This is a genomic window from Microbacterium sp. NPDC078814, from assembly GCF_040702645.1.
Lineage (GTDB): Bacteria > Actinomycetota > Actinomycetes > Actinomycetales > Microbacteriaceae > Microbacterium.
On the sequence record NZ_JBFBLT010000002.1, the window covers coordinates 514,378 to 534,337 of the forward strand.

Sequence of the window (19,960 nt, forward strand, 5' to 3'; positions counted from 1 at the left end):
GAGAGCGAAGGCCCCGGATCCACGGATCCGGGGCCTTCGTGGTTTCCGGTGCGGTCATGGCGGTGCGCTGCGGTCCCGCGCGAGCGGGACCGCAGGACCGTCACACCGCGCCGACGCCGAAGAGCAGACCCAGCGCGTAGGTCACCGCCGCCGCGCCGAACCCGATGGCGAGCTGCCGCAGGGCCCGCCGGAGCGGCGGTCCTCCGGAGAGGACGCCGACCATCGCACCGGTGCTGAGCAGCGCGACGCCGACCAACACGAGCGCGAGCACGATCGCCGCGGTGCCCTCCATGCCGAAGATCCAGGGCAGGACGGGCACGATCGCGCCGGAAGCGAAGAGGAGGAAGCTGGAGATGGCCGCCGTCCAGTCGTTGCCGACGACCTCGTGGGCGTCGCCGCCCTGGACGGCCACCGGCCCCGTAGCCGCACGCCGGACGCCTTCCTGGGCCGCCTGGACGATGCGACGGGCCCGGGCCAGCGACTCGCCCTGATCCATGCCGCGGGCGCGGTACACGAGCGCGAGCTCGTTCTCGTCGATGTCGAGGTCGGCCGCGGCCGCCGCGGCATCCTCGTTCGCCTCGGTGGCCGTGAGGAGCTCCCGCTGCGACCGCACGGACACGAACTCCCCCGCGCCCATCGACAGTGCGCCCGCGAGGAGACCCGCGATGCCGCTGAACAGGACGAAACCCGAGCTCACGCCGGTGGCGCCGATGCCGAGCACGAGGGCGAGGTTGCTTACGAGACCGTCGTTCGCCCCGAAGACGGCCGCGCGGAAGGAGCCGGAGAGGCGCCGGCGGCCGCGCGCGGCGAGACCGCGGACGACCTCGTGGTGGACCTTCTCGTCGGCGCGCATGGCCGGGGTGGCCCAGCGCTCGGCGTCGTACGGAGAGCGGGCCTCGGCGCTCTGGGCGAGGGCGAGGACGAAGATCGAGCCGAAACGGCCGGCCATCCACCCCAGGAGGCGGGAACGGACCCCGGCCCGCGGCAGGCGCGTCGGTTCGCCGCCCAGCAGGTCGAGCCAGTGCTTCTCGTGGCGGCGCTCGGCCTCGGCGAGCCCGAGCAGGATCGCCCGCTCCTCCCCCGACCGGCGGGCCGCGAGGCGCTGATAGACGGCGCCCTCCGCCCGTTCCTCGACGAGATAGCGAGCCCAGCGCCGTCGATCGGCGGCCGTGGAATCGGCTGCGGCAGGGGCTGTCATGGAACCTCCAGGTGTCACGGTGCCCGGCATCCGGGCAACCGTTCCACGCTATCCGCGCGGTGCCGCCCCGGCCGCGTCCTGGCACGGATTGCCAGCATTTCGGGGATCCGAAGCAGCGACCGGAAAGTGCTCAGGAGCGGACGCGCTTGCGCAGCACCTCGATGCGGGACTGCAGCTGCGTCACGGTCGCCTGCGCCACCGCCGGACCGCCGCAGATACGACGGAGCTCGGCATGCACGGCGCCGTGCGGCTGGCCCGACTGCCGGGCGTAGAGGCCCACCAGGCTGTTCAGCAGCTGGCGCTGCTCGCGCAGGGTGCGATGCAGCGGCGCCGGCAGTGTCGTCGTCTGCGTCGGGTCGGCCTGGGCCTCCCGGACCTCGCGGTGCCGGGACTGGCGGGCCTGCCGCTGCATCAGGAGCTCGTGCACGTGCTCGGGCTCGAGCAGACCGGGGAAGCCGATGAACTCCTCCTCCTCGGGCGTGTTCGGCTCGGCGAGCTGGCCGAACTCCTTCCCGTCGAACACCATGCGGTCGAAGTGGGCGACGGAGGAGATGGCCTGGTAGCTGAACTCCTGGGTCAGCGCGTCGGAGGCCTCGTCCTCGCGGTTCGCGCTCTCCAGCAGCGAGTCCTCGAGGCCGTCGTCGTCCTTCGACTGACGGTCGAGCGCGTGATCGCGCTGCTTCTCCATCTCGTTCGCGAGCTTCATCAGCACGGGGACGTGCGGGAGGAAGACGCTCGCCGCCTCGCCTCGACGACGCGCCCGCACGAAGCGGCCGATGGCCTGAGCGAAGAACAGCGGGGTGGACGACGACGTCGCGTACACGCCCACCGCGAGCCGCGGCACGTCGACGCCCTCCGAGACCATGCGCACCGCGACCATCCACCGGGCGGTGCCCTCCGAGAACTTCTCGATACGCTCGGAGGCGGTGGCGTCGTCGGACAGCACGATCGTCGGCTGCTCGCGGGTGATGCTGTGCAGGATCTTGGCGTAGGCCCGGGCGACGGTCTGATCCGTCGCCAGCACGAGTCCGCCAGCATCGGGGATGTGGTGCCGGATCTCGGTCAGACGGCGATCCGCCGCGGAGAGCACAGCAGGCATCCAGTCGCCCTCGGGGTCGAGGGCCGTTCGCCAGGCCTGCGAGGTGACGTCCTTCGTGTTGTCCTGTCCCAGATGGGTCTCGAGTTCGTCGCCGGCACTCGTCCGCCACCGCATCTTCCCGGCATACATGTGGAAGAGCACGGGACGGACGACGCCGTCCGCGAGAGCGCGGCCGTACCCGTAGGCGTAGTCGGTGCTGGAGACCCGGGCTCCGGTCTCGTCCGGGAGGTACTCCACGAACGGGATCGGTGCGGTGTCGCTCCGGAACGGGGTCCCCGAGAGCAGCAGTCGGCGTTTCGCAGGTCCGTAAGCATCGCGGATCGCGTCGCCCCAGCTCAAGGCGTCGCCGCCGTGGTGCACCTCATCGAGGATGACCAGGGTCTTCGCGTCCTCCGTCAGGTGACGGTGCACCGACGACTTCGCGGCGACCTGCGCATACGTGACCACGACGCCGTGATAGTGCCGCGCCGGTGCCCAGTCGCTGTTGCGGAAGCGCGGGTCGAGCCGGATGTGGACGCGGGCGGCGGCGTCGGCCCACTGGGTCTTCAGGTGCTCCGTGGGTGCCACGACGATGACCCGGTTCACCTCGCCCATGCGCATGAGCTCGACCGCGAGGGTGAGCGCGAACGTGGTCTTGCCGGCGCCCGGTGTGGCGGCCACGAGGAAGTCACGCTGGTCGGCCTGGAAGTACGCGTCCAGAGCCTCCTGCTGCCATGCCCGCAGCTTGTTCGCCGTTCCCCACGGGGCGCGCTGAGGGAAGGACGGAGAGAGCATCGACTCCACGATAATCGCTCCCACCGACACCGCGGCATCCGCGGGGGTGCCGCGCGCGTCCCCCCTCGAAGGCACCGGCACGGGTAGGCTCGGTCACTGCGCGGCGGTCACCATCGTGCGCGCACGCCTTCGCGAAGGAGAGCCGGATGAGCGATCAGGAATCGACCAGGACCCCGTACGTCGCGAACGAGACTCCGCACCCGTGGCGCCGGTTCGTCGCGATCGGCGACTCGTTCACCGAGGGCATCGGCGACCCGGACCCGGCGGCCCCCGGGGGTCACCGCGGCTGGGCCGATCGCGTCGCCGAGGTGCTCGCCCAGCAGGTCGACGACTTCGCCTATGCCAACCTCGCCGTCCGAGGAAAGCTCATCGCGCAGATCGTCGCCGATCAGGTGGAGCCCGCCGTTGCGCTGCGCCCCGACCTCATCTCGATCTGCGCGGGCGGCAACGACGTCATCCGCCCCGGCACCGATCCGGATGCCATCGCCGCACAGCTGGAGGACGCGGTGGCGCGCCTGTCGTCCACCGGCGCGGCCGTGGTCGTGTTCACCGGCATCGACACGGGGTTCACGCCGGTGTTCCGTCCCTTCCGCGGCAAGGTCGCGATCTACAACGAGAACGTCCGCGCGATCGCGGAGCGCCACGACTGCATCGTCGCGGACCAGTGGGCACTGAAGGTCGTGCAGGATGCGCGATTCTTCGACGACGATCGCCTGCACTACAACGCGCTCGGCCACCACGAGGTCGCGCGGATGGTGCTCCGCGCCCTCAACGTTCCGAACGACCTCGAGGCCATGCAGCCCGAGCCGCTGCCGCTGCGGACCTGGCGTGCCGCCCGCAGCGAAGACCTCGGCTGGGCCCGGGAGCACCTCGTGCCCTGGGTGCTCCGCAGGCTGCGCCACCAGTCCTCCGGCGACCACATCGCTGCCAAGCGCCCCGAGCCCTCCCCGGTCATCCTCCCCGGCAAGGAGTGACGCGCGCTCTCACTCCGCGGGAGCGAGTGCCCACAGCGCCACGGCGGCGGCCGAGGCCACGTTGAGCGAATCCACGCCGCCGGCCATCGGAATGGTGACCACGGTGTCCGCGCTGTCGAGCGCGGTCCGCGTGAGACCGTCGCCTTCGGCTCCGAAGAGCAGCGCCACCTTCTCGGGCCGCTGTGCCGCATACATCCGGAGATCCACGGCTGTGTCGCTGAGCGCGAGGGCAGCGATGTCGAAGCCCTCCTCACGGAGATCCGAGAGCGCCGACGACCACTCGTCGATCCGGGTCCAGGGCACCTGGAACACCGTGCCCATGCTCACCCGGACGCTGCGACGGTAGAGCGGGTCGGCACAGCGCGCCGACACGAGCACCGCATCCGCCCCCAGGCCGGCGGCGGCGCGGAAGGCGGCGCCGACGTTGGTGTGATCGCCCAGGTTCTCCAGCACCAGCACCAGCCGCGCGTCGCGCACCACGGCGGCGACCGGCGCCAGAGCCGGACGGCGCATGGCGGCGAGGGCTCCGCGGTGGACCTGATAGCCGGTGACCTGTTCCGCGACCTCGTCCGGGACCACGAGCACCGGAACGGCGCGCTCCCCCAGGATGCGCCGCACCTCGTCGACGCGCCGGGCCGAGGCCAGCACCGATCGGGGTTCGTGCCCGACGGCCAGCGCGCGCTCGATCACCTTGGCGGTCTCGGCGATGTAGAGTCCCTCCGCGGGCTCGCGGACGGCGCGGAGGGCGGTGTCGGTGAGGCCGCGGTAGTCGTCCAGCCGCGGGTCGTCGATGTCGGTCACATGCTGGAGGTCCACCGCTCCACTCTGCCATCCCGGTTCTCGTCCCCCCGCGCCGCGTAGACTCGATCGAGGAGGTCCTGTGAGCGTGACGAACACCGCCGAGCCGTCGGCCGAGCTCTCCCACGCCGCCGACCTGCTGCGCGGCAAGCGGATCGCCCTTCTCACCGGCGCCGGGATCTCGACCGACTCGGGCATTCCCGCGTACCGCGGCGAGGGGGCGCGCACCCGCAGCGACCCCATGACGATCCAGACCTACCTCGGCGACGAGGCCGCCCGGCGCCGCTACTGGGTCGGCGGCCACCTCGGCTGGCGGGCGTTCGCGCAGGCCGCCCCGAATCCCGGCCACCGCGCCCTGGCGGAGATGGAGTCCAGGGGCGTGGTCTCGGGTGTCATCACCCAGAACGTCGACGGACTGCACCTCCGCGCGGGCAGCTCGCACGTCATCGAGGTGCATGGGACCATGCGCCGCGTGCTCTGCCTGCACTGCGGTCAGGTGTTCGACCGTCGCGACATCGCCGTGCAGATCGAGGAGCGCAACCCCTGGATCACCGTCCCGGAGAACGTGGCGCTGGCTCCGGACGGCGACGTGCTCCCGGAGAGCACCGAGGGCTTCGTGGTCCCGACCTGCACCGTGTGCGCGGGCATGCTCAAACCCGACGTGGTGTTCTTCGGAGAGTATGTGCCGCAGGACCGCTTCCGTGCCGCCGAATCGTTGCTGCGCTCCAGCGACGCGCTCATCGTGGCCGGCTCCTCTCTCGTCGTGAACTCCGGCGTGCGCCTCGTGAACCGGGCGCGTCGACGCGGCATCCCTCTGATCATCGTCAATCGCGAGCCGACCCGCGCGGACGCCTGGGCCGATGTCACCATCGCCGCCGGCACCAGCGACGCGCTCCCCGCCCTGCAGGAGATGCTGTCGTGACCTATCTCACCCTCATCCGCCACGGTCAGACCGACTGGAACCTCGCCCGCCGCATCCAGGGGTCGACCGACATCCCGTTGAACGAGACGGGCCGCGAGGACGCGCGGTGGGCGGCAGAGAAACTCGCCGGCACGACGCACCATGCCGTCTACACGAGCCCGCTCGTGCGGGCGAGCGAGACCGCCGGCATCATCGCGGAGCGCCTGGGCTTGGAGATCGCCGGCGTGGTCCCCGACATCCGGGAGCGGGAGTTCGGCGAGGGCGAGGGCATGCTCGTCCCCGACTACATCTCGACCTACGGCGACTGGCACGCGGAGGTCCCCGGCGCGGAATCGCTGCACGAGGTCGGCGTCCGCGCCATCGCGGCGCTCCACCGCATCGCGCGCGACGCCCGGCGGAGGTCGGCGCCGCAGGCGGAGTCGGTGCTCGTGGTGACCCACGGCGGAGTCATCCGCGCCGTCATCGACCATGTCTCCGGCGGTACGCTCCCCCGGGACGGCGAGGTGCTGCGCAACGGCTCCGCGCACCGGTTCGTCGCGGCACCCGGCTACCTCCGACTGCTCGAGGAGACGCCCGTCCTCTGACGGGACGGTCAGCCGGCGCGGGAGACCACGGCGCGCGCGTGGCGCAGGACGGGCTCGTCCACCATGCGCCCCCGGAAGCGAAACACACCGCGCTCCTGCGCCGCAGCGGCGAGCACCTCGCGCGCCCATGCCACGGTCTCGGCGTCCGGGGCATATGCCGCCCGGATGACCGCGACCTGACTCGGATGGATGCATGCCGTCGCGCGGAACCCCGACGCCGCCGCATCGTTCGCCTCCCGCTCCAGCCCCGCGGTATCGCCGATGTCGACGTGCACCGCGTCGATCGCCGCCTTGCCGTGCGCACCGGCCTCCAGGAGCACCCGGGAGCGGGCGTAGCGCGCGATGTCGCGGTAGCCGCCCTCCGTGTTGCGGGACGAGGTGCCGCCGAGGGAGGCCACCAGATCCTCCGCGCCCCACATCAGTCCGGCGACCGCCGGGTGCGCGGCGATCTCGGGCGCCGCATGGATTCCGCGCGCCGTCTCGCACAGCGGGAGGAGGGTGAAGCCCGCGTCGAAGGCGTCCAGGCCCTCCGCGCTCTCCGTCTTCGCCACCATCACGGTCCGGAACGGCGAGCGAGCCAGGGCCTTGAGGTCGTCCGCGAACGCCGCGGAGTCCGGCGCATTCACCCGTACGATGACGCGCGCGGGGTCGAGGTCCGCGGCGACGATGTTCTCGCGGGCCTCGCTCTTCGCCTCCGGCAACACGGCGTCCTCCAGATCGAGGATCACGGCATCCGCCCGCTCCTGGGCCTTCGCGAAGCGTTCCGGGCGGTCCGCCGGGCAGAACAGCAGGGCAGGGCCGAGTTCGAAGGTCATGCGGCGTCCTCCTCCGGCCGGCAGCGCACCAGCACCGTCCGGACGGCCGTCGCGACCACCGTGCCGTCCTGATTGCGTCCGGTGTGCGCGATCTGCACGACGCCCTGGCCGGGACGGGACGACGAGAGCCGCTTGTCGACGACGACGCTCTCGGTCGTGAGCGTGTCCCCGGCGAACAGCGGATGCGGGAAGGCGATGTCGCCGAGGCCGAGCTGCGCCACCAGCGTCCCCTGCGTGAGCTGGGCGACCGAGGAGCCCACCATCGTCGACAGCGTCCACATGGAGTTCATGAGGCGCGCGTGGAAAGGCTCCTGGGCATCCGCGAACGCCGCGTCCAGATGCAGCGCCTGGGTGTTCATCGTCAGCGTCGTGAAGAGGACGTTGTCCGCCTCCGTAGCCGTGCGACCGGGGCGGTGCACGTACCGGACGTCGGTCTCGAACTCCTCGTAGTACAGGCCGCGCTGCACGACCTCGCGCATGGTCATGCCTCCACGCTACCGGGCGAGTCCGAGCGCCCTGGCGATCACGAGGAGCTGGACCTCGGTGGTCCCCTCGCCGATCTCGAGGATCTTGGAGTCACGGTAGTGGCGCGCCACCGGGAATTCGTTCATGAAGCCGTTGCCACCGAAGATCTGCGTCGCATCGCGGGCGTTGTCCATCGCGGCCTCGCCCGCGACGAGCTTCGCGATGGCCGCCTGCTCGGCGAACGCCTCTCCCGCGTCACGCAGGCGTGCAGCGTGGAGCCAGGCGAGCCGTGCGGTATGCACGCGCGCCCTCATCCGCGCCAGCGTGAACTGGGCGTTCTGCCGCGTGCTGAGGGGGCTGCCGAAGATGGTGCGGCTCCTGGCGTACTCGACCGCCGCCTCCAGGCACCCCTCCGCCGCGCCGGTCGACAGGGCGGCGATCGCGATGCGGCCCTCGTCCAGGATGCTGAGGAAGTTGCGGAACCCGCTCCCCCGCTCGCCGAGGAGATTGCCCGCCGGCACCCGCGCTCCGTCGAACGTCAGCGGATGGGTGTCCGACGCGTTCCACCCCACCTTGTCGTAGGGCGGCTCGACCGTGAATCCCGGCGTACCGTTCGGGACGATGATCGTCGAGATCTCCTTGCGTCCCTCGCTCTGGCCGGTGACCGCGGTGACCGTGACGAAACGGGTGATCGGAGTGCCCGAGTTGGTGATGAACTGCTTGGAGCCGTCGATCACCCACTCGTCGCCGTCGAGCCGCGCCGTCGTGCGCGTCGCCCCGGCGTCGCTCCCGGCCTCGGGCTCGGTGAGCCCGAACCCGGCGAGGGCACGACCGGCGAGGAGATCCGGCAGCAGCTCGCGCTTCTGCTCCTCGGTGCCGAAGCGGAAGACGGGCATCGCCCCGAGGCTCACCCCGGCCTCGAGGGTGATCGCGATCGACTGGTCGACCCGTCCCAGAGCCTCGATGGCGAGGCCGAGCGCCGTGTAGTCACCGCCCTGCCCGCCGTACTCCTCGGGGAAGGGGAGTCCGAAGAGACCGAGCTCCCCCATCTGCCGCACGACGTCCATGGAGAGCGTGTGCGTGCGATCCGCCTCGTACGCCTGCGGCGCGACGACCGTGTCGGCGAACTCGCGTACCATCGCGGCGAGCTCGCGCTCCTCCTCGGTGAGATCGTGCATCATCGGTCCTCCTCCGTCATCGTCACGCGGGCGACCGGTTGGTCGCGCCGCACCTGATCGCCGACCGCGACCAGCAGCCGCACCACGCCGTCGTGCGGCGCGAGCACGGGGTGCTCCATCTTCATCGCCTCGATCGACACGAGAGGCGCTCCCGCACGCACCCTCTCGCCGTCCGCGGCATGAACAGCCACGACGCCGCCGGGCATGGGCGCGCGAGCCTCGGGTTCCGTGGCCCTGGCCTCGCGTTCCGCGGCGGCGAGGCGCCTGCGCATCCGGCCGCGGCGGTCCAGGGGACGCAGCCGGAGCGTCCGCCCTTCCTCGCTGACCCATACCGCGCCCTCGGCGTCGCGGGCCACGTGCACCCGGTCGGAGCGCACCAGGGGCGGCGTCGCGCGCGCGATCTCGTCGTCGTCGGTGAGCAGGGCGACGGGTTCGGGGGTGCACGGCGCCGCTCCGAGACGCCATCCCGGGAGGCTGTGCCACAGCGGGCCGGCGCTCTCGCGCGCGGTGACCGTCGCGGAGCGGGTCTGCACCACGCCGGCGGCCGCCGCGAGCTGCGCCGCCGACGGAGGCACCGGTGCGAGCGGGAGCAGGGTCTCGATGAGTCCGGTGTCGAGGTCTCCCTCGCGCACACGGCGGTCCTGAAGCAGCTGGCGCAGGAACGCGATGTTCGTTTCCACGCCCAACACCACGGTGCGGGCGAGGGCGTCGTCCAGGCGCTGCAGCGCCGTCTCCCTGTCCTCCGCCCACGCGATGACCTTCGCGATCATCGGGTCGTAGAACCCGCTCACCACGCTCCCGGACTCGACGGCCGCATCCACCCGGACGCCCGGAGGCGCCTCGAAGAGCAGCACGGTCCCCGTCGAGGGCAGGAACCCCCGGTCCGGCGACTCGGCGTACACCCGCGCCTCCACGGCATGGCCGGTCGTGCGGGGCTCGACGTCGAGCGGCTGTCCATCGGCCATGCGGAGCTGCAGCGCGACGAGGTCGAGTCCGGTGACCTCCTCGGTCACCGGATGCTCCACCTGCAGCCGGGTGTTCATCTCGATGAAGAAGACGTCTTCCGGGGCGTCCGCGTCGACGAGGAACTCCACGGTGCCGGCCCCGACGTAGGCGACGCTCTCCGCTGCCCGCACCGCCGCCGCGAGCAGCCGGTCGCGGGTCGCGGACGGGATCCCGGCGGACGGCGCCTCCTCGATCACCTTCTGATGACGACGCTGGAGCGTGCACTCGCGCTCGCCGAGCGCCACGACGGTGCCGTGGGCGTCGCCGAACACCTGCACCTCGATGTGTCGCGGTCGACGGATGAGACGTTCCAAGATGAGCGCGTCGTCGCCGAAGGCGGATGCCGCGACCCGTCGGGCGGAGCTGAGCGCGCTCGCCAGACCCGTGCTGTCGGCGACGACCTCCATGCCCTTCCCCCCGCCGCCCGCGCTCGGCTTCACGAGGAGCGGGAATCCGACAGCCTCCGCCTCCTCGCGGATCTCCGCGTCGGACAGCCCGCGCGCGTCGAACCCCGGCACCACGGGCACGCCGCTGCGGCTCACGTGCTCACGGGCTCGCGCCTTGTCCCCCATGATCTGCAGCGCCTCGACGGTGGGACCGATGAAGACGATGCCGCTCTCCGCACACGCCTCCGCGAGCCCGACGCTCTCGGAGAGGAATCCGTAGCCGGGATGGACGGCCTCCGCTCCGGAGGCACGAGCCGCCGCGATGACGGCATCGATGTCGAGGTACGACTCCGCAGCCGGTGCCGGACCGATCCGCACGGCGGCATCCGCCTCGCGGACGTGCGGCGCGTCCGCGTCCGCGTCGCTGTAGACCGCGATGCTGCGGATGCCGAGGTCGCGGAGGGTCCGGATGATCCGGCGCGCGATCTCGCCACGGTTCGCGACGATGACCGAGGAGAACGAGAGTTCGGGTGAAGGCGACATGGGGCTCACATCCGGAAGACGCCGAAGCGCGGCTCGGGCAGAGGACTGCGGGCGACGACGTCCAGGGCGAGTCCGAGGAGGTCACGGGTCTGCTCCGGATCGACGATGCCGTCGTCCCAGAGCCGTGCGGTGGCGTAGTACGGCTCGCCCTGCTCTTCGTACTGCGCCCGGATCGGCTCCTCGAACGCCGCACGCTCCTCCGCGGTCCACGACTCCCCTCGCGCCGAGAGCTGGTCGTCCTTCACGGTGGCGAGCACCGAGGCGGCCTGGGGTCCGCCCATGACCGAGATCCGACTCGCGGGCCAGGTCCAGAGGAACCGCGGAGAGTAGGCACGTCCGCACATCGAGTAGTTGCCCGCTCCGAAGGAGCCCCCGATGATGACGGTGAGCTTCGGGACGCGGGTGGTCGCGACGGCCGTGACCATCTTCGCCCCGTCTTTCGCGATGCCACCGGCCTCCGCATCGGAGCCGACCATGAACCCGGTGATGTTCTGCAGGAAGAGCAGGGGGATGCCCCGCTGATCGCAGAGCTCGATGAAGTGCGCGCCCTTGAGCGCCGACTCGCTGAACAGCACGCCGTTGTTCGCGACGATGCCGACGGGGTGGCCGTGCAGCCGCGCGAAACCCGTCACCAGCGTGGTGCCGTACTCGGCCTTGAACTCATGGAAGGTGTCGCCGTCGACGAGGCGGGCGATGACCTCGCGCACGTCGTAGGAGGCGTTGACGTCCACCGGAACGACGTCATACAGGGAGCCGGCCTCCGCGGGCGGTCGACTGTCGCCGACGTCCCAGGCCGGGGCGGGCGGCGGCGGAAGCGTGGCGACGATTTCCCGGAGGATCTCCAGGGCGTGCTCGTCGTCGTCGGCCAGGTGATCCACGACGCCACTGCGACGGGCGTGCAGCTCCCCTCCCCCGAGCTCCTCCGCCGTGACCACCTCGCCGATCGCCGCCTTCACCAGCGGCGGCCCGCCCAGGAAGATCGTGCCCTGTCCCCGGACGATGACGGTCTCGTCGCTCATCGCCGGAACGTAGGCGCCCCCGGCCGTGCACGAGCCGAGGACCGCTGCGAGCTGCGGGATGCCCTGCGCGGACAGCCGCGCCTGGTTGAAGAAGATGCGTCCGAAGTGCTCCCGATCCGGGAACACCTCATCCTGGCGGGGAAGGAAGGCGCCGCCCGAGTCGACGAGGTAGAGGCAGGGCAGGCGGTTCTCAAGCGCTATCTCCTGCGCGCGCAGATGCTTCTTCACGGTCAGCGGATAGTAGGTCCCGCCCTTCACGGTGGCGTCGTTGCAGACCACCATGACGTGCCGGCCGTGGACCAGGCCGATGCCGGCGATGACACCGGCCCCGGGCGCCTCGCCGCCGTACAGGCCGTCGGCCGCGAGCGGCGCGACCTCGAGGAACGGACTGTCCTCGTCGAGGACGCGCGCCACCCTGTCGCGAGGAAGCAGTTTGCCGCGGGCGACGTGTCGCTCACGCGAGGCGGTCGGCCCGCCCTGCGCTGCCGCGGCGAGACGGTCGCGGAGCTGCTGGGCGAGCGCTTCCTGGGTTGCCGGCATCGTGACGTCCTCCTCGACCCACGTCGCGCCGGGTGGGAGCCTGGCGCGCTGCATGCATTCTCGGTTAGTGTTCACTAACCCGTTGATTCAGGTTAGCGAGGATTAACTGAGATGACAAGCCCCGCCACCGCCCGCGACCGCGCCAAGGCGGAACGCTCCGACGCGCTTCTGCATGCCGCGGCACGGCTCTTCGCCGCGCGCGGGTACAGCGGCGTGAGCCTGGAGGACATCGGCGCCGCCGTCGGCGTGTCCGGGCCTGCCGTGTACCGCCACTTCGCCGGGAAGCAGGCCCTTCTCGGCGCGGTCCTGGTCAAGGTCAGTCAGGACCTCGTCGCGGGCGGACGACGCGTGTCCGCGGAGACGACGGCAGCCGACGAGCGGATGCGCGGACTCATCCGCTTCCACGTCGAGTTCGCGCTCGGCAACGCCGAGGTGATCCAGGTGCAGGACCGGGACCTCGCCTTCCTCGACGACGACGACCGCGCCGAGGTCCGTCGCCTGCAGCGCGCCTACATCGAGCTCTGGATGGATGCGCTCGCCGCCCTGGATCGTCCGGAGTCCCTGGACCGCGACGAGCTGCGGCTGCGCGTGCAGGCGTGCTTCGGTCTCATCAACTCCACCCCGCACAGCACACGCGCCGCGACGAGACGGCACGCGGCCACCGCGACCGTGCTGGTCGCGATGGCCGAGGCCGCGCTGCGCGCCGCTAGCTGAGCAGCATCGCCCGCCCCGGGTCCTCGAGGATGTCCGCCACGTCCTTGAGGAACGTCGCGCCCTCGGCCCCGTCCACGAGGCGGTGGTCGAAGGACAGGCTCAGCGTCATGAGCTGACGCAGCGCGATCTCCCCGCGGTACTCCCACGGCTGCCGACGCACGGCGCCGACCGCGAGGATTCCGGACTGCCCCGGCGGGAGGATCGGTGTTCCGGCGTCCACCCCGAACACCCCGATGTTCGACAGCGAGAACGTACCTCCGGCGAGTTCGGCCGGCGAGGTCTTCCCCGCACGCGCGGTCTCCGCGAGGGCACGGATCGCTGCGGACAGCTCCACCAGATTCATCCGCTCCGCGTCCCGGATCATCGGCACGATGAGACCACGCTCGGTCGCGGCGGCGATGCCCAGGTCGACGAAGCCGTACTCGACGATCTCCCCGGACTCCTCGTCCCATCGCGCGTTCAGGCCCGGAGCACGGCGCAGGGCGAGGCAGACCGCCTTCGCTACGACGGCGAGCGGGCCGATCCGATGCTCCGAGAGCGCTCGGTCGTCGCGGAGACGTGCCAGCATCTCCATGGTCGCGGTCACATCGACCGTGTGGAACACCGTGACGTGCGGGGCGGTGAAGGCGCTCTGCACCATCGCCGCCGCCGTGTGCTTGCGGACCCCGCGGATCGGGATGCGCGTCTCCCGCGGCCTCCCCTCCGCGCGCGGGAGAGTTCCGGAGATCGGGGTGGTCTCGCGCTCGGGTGCCCCGACCAGCCGCGACGGCTCCGCTCCGATGCGCTCCGCATACGCATCCACGTCTGCCCTCGTGATCACGCGGTCGCCGACTTCCGCGGCGACGAGGACGAGGTCGACGCCCCGTCGCTTGGCGTAGGCGCGCACCGGCGGGGTGGACCGTGGTCGCTCGAGAACGGGCTCGACCGCGACCGATGGCGTCGCGTCGTGCGGAGCCGCCTCGAGAACGGCCGTGTCGGCCGCCGAGGCCACCGGGGCGGCACTCCGGCGCCGTGCCCGGCGCGCGGGGCGTCCGCTCGAGGTCGGGGCGGCTCCGTAGCCCACGAGGTTCGGCTGCGCCTTCTCCGCGGAGGACTCCTGCTCGCCACCGGACGGCGCCGCCGGAGGGTCGTCCCCCTCGATGTCGAAGGCGATCAGCGGCGCTCCCACGGCGACGGTCTCTCCCGCGTCCGCGTGCAGGGTCGACACCGTGCCCTCGTACGGCGACGGCAGCTCGACGACGGCCTTGGCCGTCTCGACCTCCGCGAGAGTCTGGTTCAGCGCGACGCTGTCGCCGGGCGCGACGAGCCACTGCACGACCTCGGCCTCGGTGAGTCCTTCGCCGAGGTCGGGGAGACGGAATTCGGCGATCATGCGTCTGCTCCCGTCAGGCTGTGCGGGCGATCCATCACGCGGTCGACCGCATCGAGGATCCGGTCGAGGTCCGGCAGGTGGTACTTCTCGAGCTTGGCCGGCGGGTAGGGCACGTCGTGGCCGGTGACCCGCAGCGGAGCGGACTCCAGGTACTCGAAGCAGCGCTCGGTCACGCTCGCGATGACCTCCGCGGCGAGTCCGGCTTCCCGAGAGGCCTCGTGTGCCACGACCACACGCCCGGTCTTGCGCACCGAGGCGGCGACGGAGTCGTAGTCCACCGGCGAGAGCGACCGCAGGTCGATGACCTCCAGGGCGATGCCCTCGTCCTCCGCGGCTTCGGCCGCCTGCAGCGCGGTGCTCACCATGGCCCCGTAGGTGAGGACGGTGACGTCGGTGCCCGGGCGCACCACCCGCGCGACACCCATCGGCGGGGCATCCGCGAGCGGGGCCTCCAGGTCGACCTCCCCCTTGTGGTGATAGAGGCGCTTGGGCTCGAAGAACACGACGGGGTCGTCCGAGGCGATCGCCTGGCGAAGACTCCGGTAGGCGTCCTCCGGGTTCGACACGGCGACCACCCGAAGGCCGGCCGTGTGCGCGAAGTACGCCTCCGGAGACTCGGAATGATGCTCCGCGGCACCGATGCCGCCGGCCCAGGGGATCCGGATGGTGATCGGCATCTTCACCCGCCCCTGGGTGCGGTAGTGGAGCTTCGCGACCTGGGAGACGATCTGGTCGAAGGCCGGGTAGACGAACCCGTCGAACTGGATCTCGACGACCGGGCGGTAGCCGCGGAAGGCGAGGCCGACGGCCGTGCCGACGATCCCGGACTCCGCGAGGGGGGTGTCGATGACCCGGGCCGCCCCGAACTCGTCGAGGAGGCCGTCCGTGATCCGGAAGACGCCGCCGAGCTTGCCGATGTCCTCCCCCAGGAGCACCACCTTCTCGTCGTCGCGCATCGCCTGACGCAGGCCGGCGCCGAGCGCCTTGCCGAGAGTGAGCTCGGTCATGGTCACGCCTCACCCTCGAACGACGCCAGATAGGCGGCGTACTCGTTGCGCTGCCGCTCCAGACCCGTGTGCGGCTCGGCGTAGACGCCGTCGAAGACCGCCAGCGGCGGACGGGTGACCATGCCCAGGCAGGTCGCGCGCATCTCCTTGGCGATGGCGTCCGCAGCCGCCTGCGTCTCGGCGACGTGCTCCGCGGTGAGGTCGCCGGTCGCGCGGAGGTACGCCTCGATGCGCGCGATGGGGTCGCGGCGCCGCCACGACTCTAGCTCGGCCTCGTCCCGGTACCTGGTGGGGTCGTCCGCGGTGGTGTGCGGACCCATCCGGTAGGTCACCGCCTCGATGTAGGCCGGCCCCTTCCCGGAGCGCGCGTGCTCCAGCGCCCAGCGCATCGCCGCCAGGCACGCGAGGACGTCGTTGCCGTCCACGCGGAGGCTCGGGATCCCGAATCCGGGGGCGCGTCCCGCGATCGGGTACTGCGACTGCACCGCGACCGGCTCGGAGATGGCCCAGTGGTTGTTCTGGCAGACGAACACGACCGGCGCCTGGTAGGACGCGGCGAAGATCATCGCCTCGTTCACGTCCCCCTGACTGGTGGCCCCGTCTCCGAAGTAGGTCACGGCGACCTCCGGGGCCTTCTCGTGCCGGATGCCGAGGGCGTACCCGACCGCGTGCAGGGTCTGGGCGCCGATGATGATCTGCAGCGGAGCGACCCGCAGGACCGCGGGATCGTAGGCGGCACCCTCCTCGCCGCGCCACATGCGCACGTAGTCCCCCGGCTGGGCGCCGCGGGCGTAGATCACGCCGGTCTCACGGTAGCTCGGGAAGACGTAGTCCTGCGGATCGAGGGCCCGGGCGGTGCCGATCTGCGTGGCCTCCTGCCCCTGGCACGGCGCCCAGAGACCGAGCTGCCCCTGGCGCTGCAGGGCGACACCTTCGGCGTCGATCCGGCGGAGGATGACCATGTCGCGATGCAGGGCGCGCAGCTGCGCGGCGTCGACATCGGCGACGAACGGGTCGAGGCGGGCGTTCGCGACGCGGGTCCCGTCCGGAGCGAGGATCCGCTCCGACAGCTCGAGATCCTGGGCGGTGTCCGCGATGGGGGTGGTCTGCGGCGACATCATCGTCCTCCTCGTCCCTGGCGGCCCTCGTGGGGCGACGCACAATGGAGCCGGCGTCATCACCGGCATGGTCTGAGGGTACGTCCGGTCAACACCTCGCTCAAGCAACTCAACGCCGATTGAGCATGTTGCTCATTTTTCTCCGATGCCGTGCTGCTAGGGTTTGGCACTATGCCTGGACTGGACCGGATCGACCTGGAGCTTCTCGCGGCCCTCGCCGACGACCCGCGCGTGACGATCGTCGCTCTCGCCGAGCGCATGAGCCTGTCGCGCAACACCATCCAGGCGCGGATGGCCCGACTGGAGCAGAGCGGCGTCTTCCTCTCCTACGAGCGCGCCTTCTCCCCCGACGTCCTCGGGTTCCCGCTGCAGGCGTTCGTCAGCATCGGCGTCCGCCAGACCGAGCTCCCCCGCATCATCAACGAGCTGGCGCGCATCCCGGAGGTCGTCCAGGCACACGGTCTGAGCGGCTCCATCGACCTGCTGGCGCGCGTGGCGTGCCGCGACGCCCGTCATCTGTTCGACACGGACGCCCGGATCCTCTCGATCGAGGGTGTGGAGCGGACCGAGACCTCGCTCGCCATGGGTGAGGTGATCCCGTTCCGAGTGGCCGGGCTCATCGGCCTCGCGCGACGGGAATCCTGAGGAACCGACGGATCGCGCCGGCCGCTTCCGACGGCGTCTCATAGTGGATCAGGTGACCCACCTGGGCGATCTCGACGAGAGACGCGTCGGGGAAGAGCGTCACCAGCTTCCGTTCCGCCTCGATCGGGGTGATGTCGTCGCGCTGTGCGGCGATGAGGAGCGTGGGCACGTCGATCGCGGGGGCGAACTCCCTGACGTCGTGCGAGACGCTCGCGACGAAGGCGTCGTGCAGCACGTCGCGATCGGAGAACCGCGAGAAGTAGGTGTCGTGCTGGTCGTGGATGAAGCGCCGCAACTCGGGGTCCCGCGTCTTCGCCATGGTCATGCTCATCACGCGGACGATCACCCGATTCCGCAGCAGCGCGGTCCCGATCCGCGGCGGGAGCTTGGCGCCGAGCGCGTAGTACAGCACTGCGAGTCGGGTCATGACGCCCTTCGGACCCTCCAGCGCCGGTGCGCCGATGGGGTTCACGAGGATCAGCCGCGGCGTCTCGAGCCCTCCGGCCACGGCGGCGGCGGCCACGATGGAGCCGAAGGAATGGCCGAGGATGACCGCCCCCGGCGCTGTGGCCGCGGCGAAGTCGGTCACCCACCCCGCGTACTCCTGCAGGTCGTGGCGACGACCGGGCAGCGGTGCGGACTCCCCGAACCCGGGCAGATCAGGCGCGAGCACGCGGAGCTCCGGAAGGAAGGCGAGGACCGACTCGAGGCCGTGGTGCTCGCCTCGGAAGCCGTGAACCGCGATGACGGTCGTCTCGGCGTCGTCCGGACCGTAGACCCAGTACGCCGTCGTTCCCCCGCGCACCTCCACCTCCTGGCGCTGCACCGGAATCCGGCTCAATCGCTCCGCATACGGGGAAGGCACATTCATGGTCCGAGTCTACGAGGCCTCTGCACTCCCGCCTTCCCGACGGATACCCCCGGGGCGTCCCCACCGTCTTGTCAGTGGCGTGGGTTAGTGTCCAAGAAGCCCCGGCCACCCAGGACGAGGCGCAGCAAGGAGTGTCGGTGCAGTTCACATCCACGGACATCGAGCAGGTGGAGTCCACCTGGCAGCAGTTCGTGCCCTCGGCGACCCTCCAGGACGTGGACCCCCGCCGGTTCCGCTTCGACTGGCGCTCGGTGGAGGCGGCGTCCATGTCGCTCGTCCGCTACCAGCTCGCGGCCCAGGTGCACTCCCGCGCCGAGCCGGAGGATCAGCTGCTGGTGTGTCGCGTCGATGCCGCCGACGCCCGGATCTGGTCGGGCCGGCAAGGACTCGACGCCGGTCAGCCGTGGCTCACGGACGGCGTCCGGGTCGAGGCGAAGTGGAACCAGGTCGCCCGCGTCCGTGCTCTCGTGTTCGATCGCGCGGCGGCGCGTGACTCGATCAGGCAGATCACCGGCGACGACCGCCTCGAGCTCCGCGCCACCGGACTCGCTCCGCACACGCGGGAGGACGGGGCACGGTGGGAGCGGATGTTCTCCTACATCGACGGCTCGTTCGGTCCGGATGGCGCCGACCCCCTCATCGCCGCCGAGCTCGAGCGCCACGCCCTGCTGCTGACCATGTCGGCGTTCCCCACCACCTTCAGCGAGTCGCTGCACCGTCCGGCCCAACGCTCCGCGGCGCCGGCCTCGGTGCGTCGCGCCCTCGCGTTCATCGAGGACAACGCACACCTGCCCATCACGGTGGACGACGTCGCGGCGGCGGCTTTCATGTCCACCCGAGGCCTGCAGTACGCGTTCCGCCGCGCGCTCGACATGACACCGAACGAGGCCCTGCGGCGCGCCCGGCTCGACGGCGCGCACCGCGATCTGCGACACGGCAAGGGCGCATCGGTGTCCGCGATCGCGCGCCGGTGGGGGTTCAGCAACGTCTCCCGGTTCGCCGTGGCCTATCGCGAAGCGTACGGGAATCCGCCCGCTCTCACCGCTATGTGACGGGAGACTGACACCGCGCGCATACTCTGTTCGCAGCAGACGGCGCGTCGCCCTGATGCGCACGATGTCGTGCGCAAATTGGCTAGAGTCCAAGTATCCCCGGGAGCGGTCTGCCGTCTTCCCCCCACGTTCCCAAGGAGCGCCATGAACATTCCCGCAGCCCCCGCCGCGAAGGTCGGCTGACCATGGGCAGCCTGTATTACGGCGACACCCAGACGCCGATCCAGATCGAAGACCGTGCGCTCGCTCACCTCAAGGTGGTCATCGCCACGAAGCTGCGCCGGAACGAGAGCTTCACGCTCTCCTGGCGCCACCCCGAGGGCGATGCCCCCGGCCGCTCCACACTCTGGCTGCACCCCTCCATCCCCCTCCGTTTCGTCTTCGAGGAGGCCGAGACACCCGAGCTGAGCCGGCGCTGGATCGAGGAACTCGCGCACTCCGCGAACTCGAGCGGAGGCATCACCCTCGTCGAGGAGCACCTCGAAGGCGCGGACGTCACCTGACGAGAAGGGCCGCGGGTTCTCCCGCGGCCCTTCTCCTTTCCGTCTGCGTGCGCTCAGAGCCCGTCGTCGGAGCTCGAGCTGACGGAACGCCGGGTCGTGGGCTCACCCGTCGCCGGGTCGACGTACGTGCGCGACACCGTCTCCGTGCGACGCCGACGCGCGAGAAGCACGATGCCGATGAGGAAGATGATCACGCCGGCACCCATGAGGATGTAGCCGACCATGTCCAGGTCGACCCACGGCACGTCGACGTTGATCGCGAACACGAGGATCGCTCCGATGACGAAGAGCGCGATTCCGCTGCCGATGCTCATAGTCTCTCCCGTTCTCGCGGCGCGGTGCCGCTCTCGGGGAGCATGTCAGTTCGCGGCGGCCTCG

At 71.1% G+C, this 19,960-nt stretch carries 20 protein-coding genes; 7 read left to right on the top strand and 13 right to left on the bottom strand.

Annotation, left to right across the window (positions count from 1 at the left end; genetic code table 11):
- Positions 1 to 100: 100 nt before the first annotated feature.
- Both AB0300_RS05770 and AB0300_RS05775 read right to left on the bottom strand, forming a co-directional pair.
- Complete coding sequence (locus AB0300_RS05770) at positions 101 to 1,198, bottom strand: VIT1/CCC1 family protein (RefSeq protein ID WP_126893227.1); 1,098 nt, start codon at positions 1,196 to 1,198, stop codon at positions 101 to 103.
- Between the two features lie 130 nt (positions 1,199 to 1,328).
- Positions 1,329 to 3,071, bottom strand: coding sequence for a DEAD/DEAH box helicase (locus AB0300_RS05775; protein ID WP_029989244.1), 1,743 nt, complete (start codon positions 3,069 to 3,071; stop codon positions 1,329 to 1,331).
- A gap of 146 nt (positions 3,072 to 3,217) precedes the next feature.
- Here AB0300_RS05775 and AB0300_RS05780 point away from each other — a divergent pair, with 146 nt between their 5' ends.
- Complete coding sequence (locus tag AB0300_RS05780) at positions 3,218 to 4,045, top strand: SGNH/GDSL hydrolase family protein (RefSeq protein WP_025103427.1); 828 nt, start codon at positions 3,218 to 3,220, stop codon at positions 4,043 to 4,045.
- A gap of 9 nt (positions 4,046 to 4,054) precedes the next feature.
- Here AB0300_RS05780 and AB0300_RS05785 read toward each other — a convergent pair whose 3' ends face one another.
- Entirely contained in the window at positions 4,055 to 4,861 is an 807-nt protein-coding gene (locus AB0300_RS05785; protein WP_366215624.1) for an RNA methyltransferase, read from the bottom strand.
- A gap of 64 nt (positions 4,862 to 4,925) precedes the next feature.
- On the opposite strand from AB0300_RS05785, the gene AB0300_RS05790 reads away from it, so the two are divergent.
- Complete coding sequence (locus tag AB0300_RS05790) at positions 4,926 to 5,765, top strand: Sir2 family NAD-dependent protein deacetylase (protein WP_366215625.1); 840 nt, start codon at positions 4,926 to 4,928, stop codon at positions 5,763 to 5,765.
- Positions 5,762 to 6,349, top strand: coding sequence for a histidine phosphatase family protein (locus AB0300_RS05795; RefSeq protein WP_025103424.1), 588 nt, complete (start codon positions 5,762 to 5,764; stop codon positions 6,347 to 6,349). The genes AB0300_RS05790 and AB0300_RS05795 overlap by 4 nt, the downstream gene beginning before the upstream one ends.
- Positions 6,350 to 6,357: 8 nt before the next feature.
- On the opposite strand, the gene AB0300_RS05800 is transcribed toward AB0300_RS05795, so the two are convergent.
- From AB0300_RS05800 to AB0300_RS05820, 5 genes are read right to left on the bottom strand one after another with little or no spacing between them, the layout of a single operon-like run.
- Entirely contained in the window at positions 6,358 to 7,164 is an 807-nt protein-coding gene (locus AB0300_RS05800; RefSeq protein WP_366215626.1) for a CoA ester lyase, read from the bottom strand.
- The gene (locus AB0300_RS05805; protein ID WP_025103422.1) at positions 7,161 to 7,649 is read right to left on the bottom strand and encodes a MaoC family dehydratase; all 489 of its coding nucleotides are present in this window, start codon (positions 7,647 to 7,649) and stop codon (positions 7,161 to 7,163) included. Before AB0300_RS05805 ends, AB0300_RS05800 begins: the two co-directional genes overlap by 4 nt.
- Positions 7,650 to 7,658: 9 nt before the next feature.
- Positions 7,659 to 8,807 (bottom strand): acyl-CoA dehydrogenase family protein, encoded by a 1,149-nt coding sequence (locus tag AB0300_RS05810; protein WP_366215662.1) that lies wholly within the window; start codon positions 8,805 to 8,807, stop codon positions 7,659 to 7,661.
- On the bottom strand, positions 8,807 to 10,741 hold the full coding sequence (locus AB0300_RS05815; protein ID WP_366215627.1) for a biotin carboxylase N-terminal domain-containing protein: 1,935 nt from the start codon (positions 10,739 to 10,741) through the stop codon (positions 8,807 to 8,809). The genes AB0300_RS05810 and AB0300_RS05815 overlap by 1 nt, the downstream gene beginning before the upstream one ends.
- Positions 10,742 to 10,746: 5 nt before the next feature.
- Positions 10,747 to 12,300, bottom strand: coding sequence for a carboxyl transferase domain-containing protein (locus AB0300_RS05820; RefSeq protein ID WP_366215628.1), 1,554 nt, complete (start codon positions 12,298 to 12,300; stop codon positions 10,747 to 10,749).
- Between the two features lie 111 nt (positions 12,301 to 12,411).
- Between AB0300_RS05820 and AB0300_RS05825 the strand changes: the two genes are divergently transcribed.
- A complete protein-coding gene (locus AB0300_RS05825; protein ID WP_025103418.1) occupies positions 12,412 to 13,014 on the top strand; it encodes a TetR/AcrR family transcriptional regulator in 603 nt (200 codons plus the stop codon).
- Here AB0300_RS05825 and AB0300_RS05830 read toward each other — a convergent pair.
- From AB0300_RS05830 to pdhA, 3 genes are read right to left on the bottom strand one after another with little or no spacing between them, the layout of a single operon-like run.
- Complete coding sequence (locus tag AB0300_RS05830; RefSeq protein WP_366215629.1) at positions 13,007 to 14,386, bottom strand: dihydrolipoamide acetyltransferase family protein; 1,380 nt, start codon at positions 14,384 to 14,386, stop codon at positions 13,007 to 13,009. The genes AB0300_RS05825 and AB0300_RS05830 overlap by 8 nt on opposite strands.
- Positions 14,383 to 15,393 (bottom strand): alpha-ketoacid dehydrogenase subunit beta, encoded by a 1,011-nt coding sequence (locus AB0300_RS05835; RefSeq protein WP_025103416.1) that lies wholly within the window; start codon positions 15,391 to 15,393, stop codon positions 14,383 to 14,385. The genes AB0300_RS05830 and AB0300_RS05835 overlap by 4 nt, the downstream gene beginning before the upstream one ends.
- A gap of 2 nt (positions 15,394 to 15,395) precedes the next feature.
- Entirely contained in the window at positions 15,396 to 16,511 is a 1,116-nt protein-coding gene (gene pdhA, locus AB0300_RS05840; RefSeq protein ID WP_126893262.1) for a pyruvate dehydrogenase (acetyl-transferring) E1 component subunit alpha, read from the bottom strand.
- A gap of 171 nt (positions 16,512 to 16,682) precedes the next feature.
- Between pdhA and AB0300_RS05845 the strand changes: the two genes are divergently transcribed.
- Positions 16,683 to 17,156 carry an Lrp/AsnC family transcriptional regulator gene (locus AB0300_RS05845; protein WP_025103414.1) on the top strand — a complete coding sequence of 158 codons (474 nt, stop codon included), beginning with the start codon at positions 16,683 to 16,685 and terminating at the stop codon, positions 17,154 to 17,156.
- Here AB0300_RS05845 and AB0300_RS05850 read toward each other — a convergent pair.
- Complete coding sequence (locus AB0300_RS05850) at positions 17,128 to 18,027, bottom strand: alpha/beta hydrolase (RefSeq protein ID WP_366215630.1); 900 nt, start codon at positions 18,025 to 18,027, stop codon at positions 17,128 to 17,130. The two genes, AB0300_RS05845 and AB0300_RS05850, sit on opposite strands and share 29 nt — an antisense overlap.
- Positions 18,028 to 18,164: 137 nt before the next feature.
- Between AB0300_RS05850 and AB0300_RS05855 the strand changes: the two genes are divergently transcribed.
- Positions 18,165 to 19,079, top strand: a complete 915-nt coding sequence (locus tag AB0300_RS05855; protein WP_303709089.1) for a helix-turn-helix transcriptional regulator — start codon at positions 18,165 to 18,167, stop codon at positions 19,077 to 19,079.
- Between the two features lie 185 nt (positions 19,080 to 19,264).
- On the top strand, positions 19,265 to 19,582 hold the full coding sequence (locus tag AB0300_RS05860) for a hypothetical protein (RefSeq protein ID WP_025103411.1): 318 nt from the start codon (positions 19,265 to 19,267) through the stop codon (positions 19,580 to 19,582).
- A gap of 53 nt (positions 19,583 to 19,635) precedes the next feature.
- Here the strand turns inward: AB0300_RS05860 and AB0300_RS05865 are convergent, their stop codons facing one another.
- Positions 19,636 to 19,896 carry a DUF6458 family protein gene (locus AB0300_RS05865; protein ID WP_025103410.1) on the bottom strand — a complete coding sequence of 87 codons (261 nt, stop codon included), beginning with the start codon at positions 19,894 to 19,896 and terminating at the stop codon, positions 19,636 to 19,638.
- Between the last annotated feature and the right edge of the window lie 64 nt (positions 19,897 to 19,960).

What these genes read in the sequence shown, in the direction of transcription:
- pdhA (WP_126893262.1), bottom strand. Translation starts at nt 16,511, where the DNA reads ATGTCGCCGCAGACCACCCCCATCGCGGACACCGCCCAGGATCTCGAG.
- AB0300_RS05810 (WP_366215662.1), bottom strand. Translation starts at nt 8,807, where the DNA reads ATGCACGATCTCACCGAGGAGGAGCGCGAGCTCGCCGCGATGGTACGC.
- AB0300_RS05835 (WP_025103416.1), bottom strand. Translation starts at nt 15,393, where the DNA reads ATGACCGAGCTCACTCTCGGCAAGGCGCTCGGCGCCGGCCTGCGTCAG.
- AB0300_RS05825 (WP_025103418.1), top strand. Translation starts at nt 12,412, where the DNA reads ATGACAAGCCCCGCCACCGCCCGCGACCGCGCCAAGGCGGAACGCTCC.
- AB0300_RS05860 (WP_025103411.1), top strand. Translation starts at nt 19,265, where the DNA reads ATGGGCAGCCTGTATTACGGCGACACCCAGACGCCGATCCAGATCGAA.
- AB0300_RS05800 (WP_366215626.1), bottom strand. Translation starts at nt 7,164, where the DNA reads ATGACCTTCGAACTCGGCCCTGCCCTGCTGTTCTGCCCGGCGGACCGC.
- AB0300_RS05780 (WP_025103427.1), top strand. Translation starts at nt 3,218, where the DNA reads ATGAGCGATCAGGAATCGACCAGGACCCCGTACGTCGCGAACGAGACT.
- AB0300_RS05770 (WP_126893227.1), bottom strand. Translation starts at nt 1,198, where the DNA reads ATGACAGCCCCTGCCGCAGCCGATTCCACGGCCGCCGATCGACGGCGC.
- AB0300_RS05830 (WP_366215629.1), bottom strand. Translation starts at nt 14,386, where the DNA reads ATGATCGCCGAATTCCGTCTCCCCGACCTCGGCGAAGGACTCACCGAG.
- AB0300_RS05845 (WP_025103414.1), top strand. Translation starts at nt 16,683, where the DNA reads ATGCCTGGACTGGACCGGATCGACCTGGAGCTTCTCGCGGCCCTCGCC.
- AB0300_RS05820 (WP_366215628.1), bottom strand. Translation starts at nt 12,300, where the DNA reads ATGCCGGCAACCCAGGAAGCGCTCGCCCAGCAGCTCCGCGACCGTCTC.
- AB0300_RS05815 (WP_366215627.1), bottom strand. Translation starts at nt 10,741, where the DNA reads ATGTCGCCTTCACCCGAACTCTCGTTCTCCTCGGTCATCGTCGCGAAC.
- AB0300_RS05805 (WP_025103422.1), bottom strand. Translation starts at nt 7,649, where the DNA reads ATGACCATGCGCGAGGTCGTGCAGCGCGGCCTGTACTACGAGGAGTTC.
- AB0300_RS05775 (WP_029989244.1), bottom strand. Translation starts at nt 3,071, where the DNA reads ATGCTCTCTCCGTCCTTCCCTCAGCGCGCCCCGTGGGGAACGGCGAAC.
- AB0300_RS05850 (WP_366215630.1), bottom strand. Translation starts at nt 18,027, where the DNA reads ATGAATGTGCCTTCCCCGTATGCGGAGCGATTGAGCCGGATTCCGGTG.
- AB0300_RS05865 (WP_025103410.1), bottom strand. Translation starts at nt 19,896, where the DNA reads ATGAGCATCGGCAGCGGAATCGCGCTCTTCGTCATCGGAGCGATCCTC.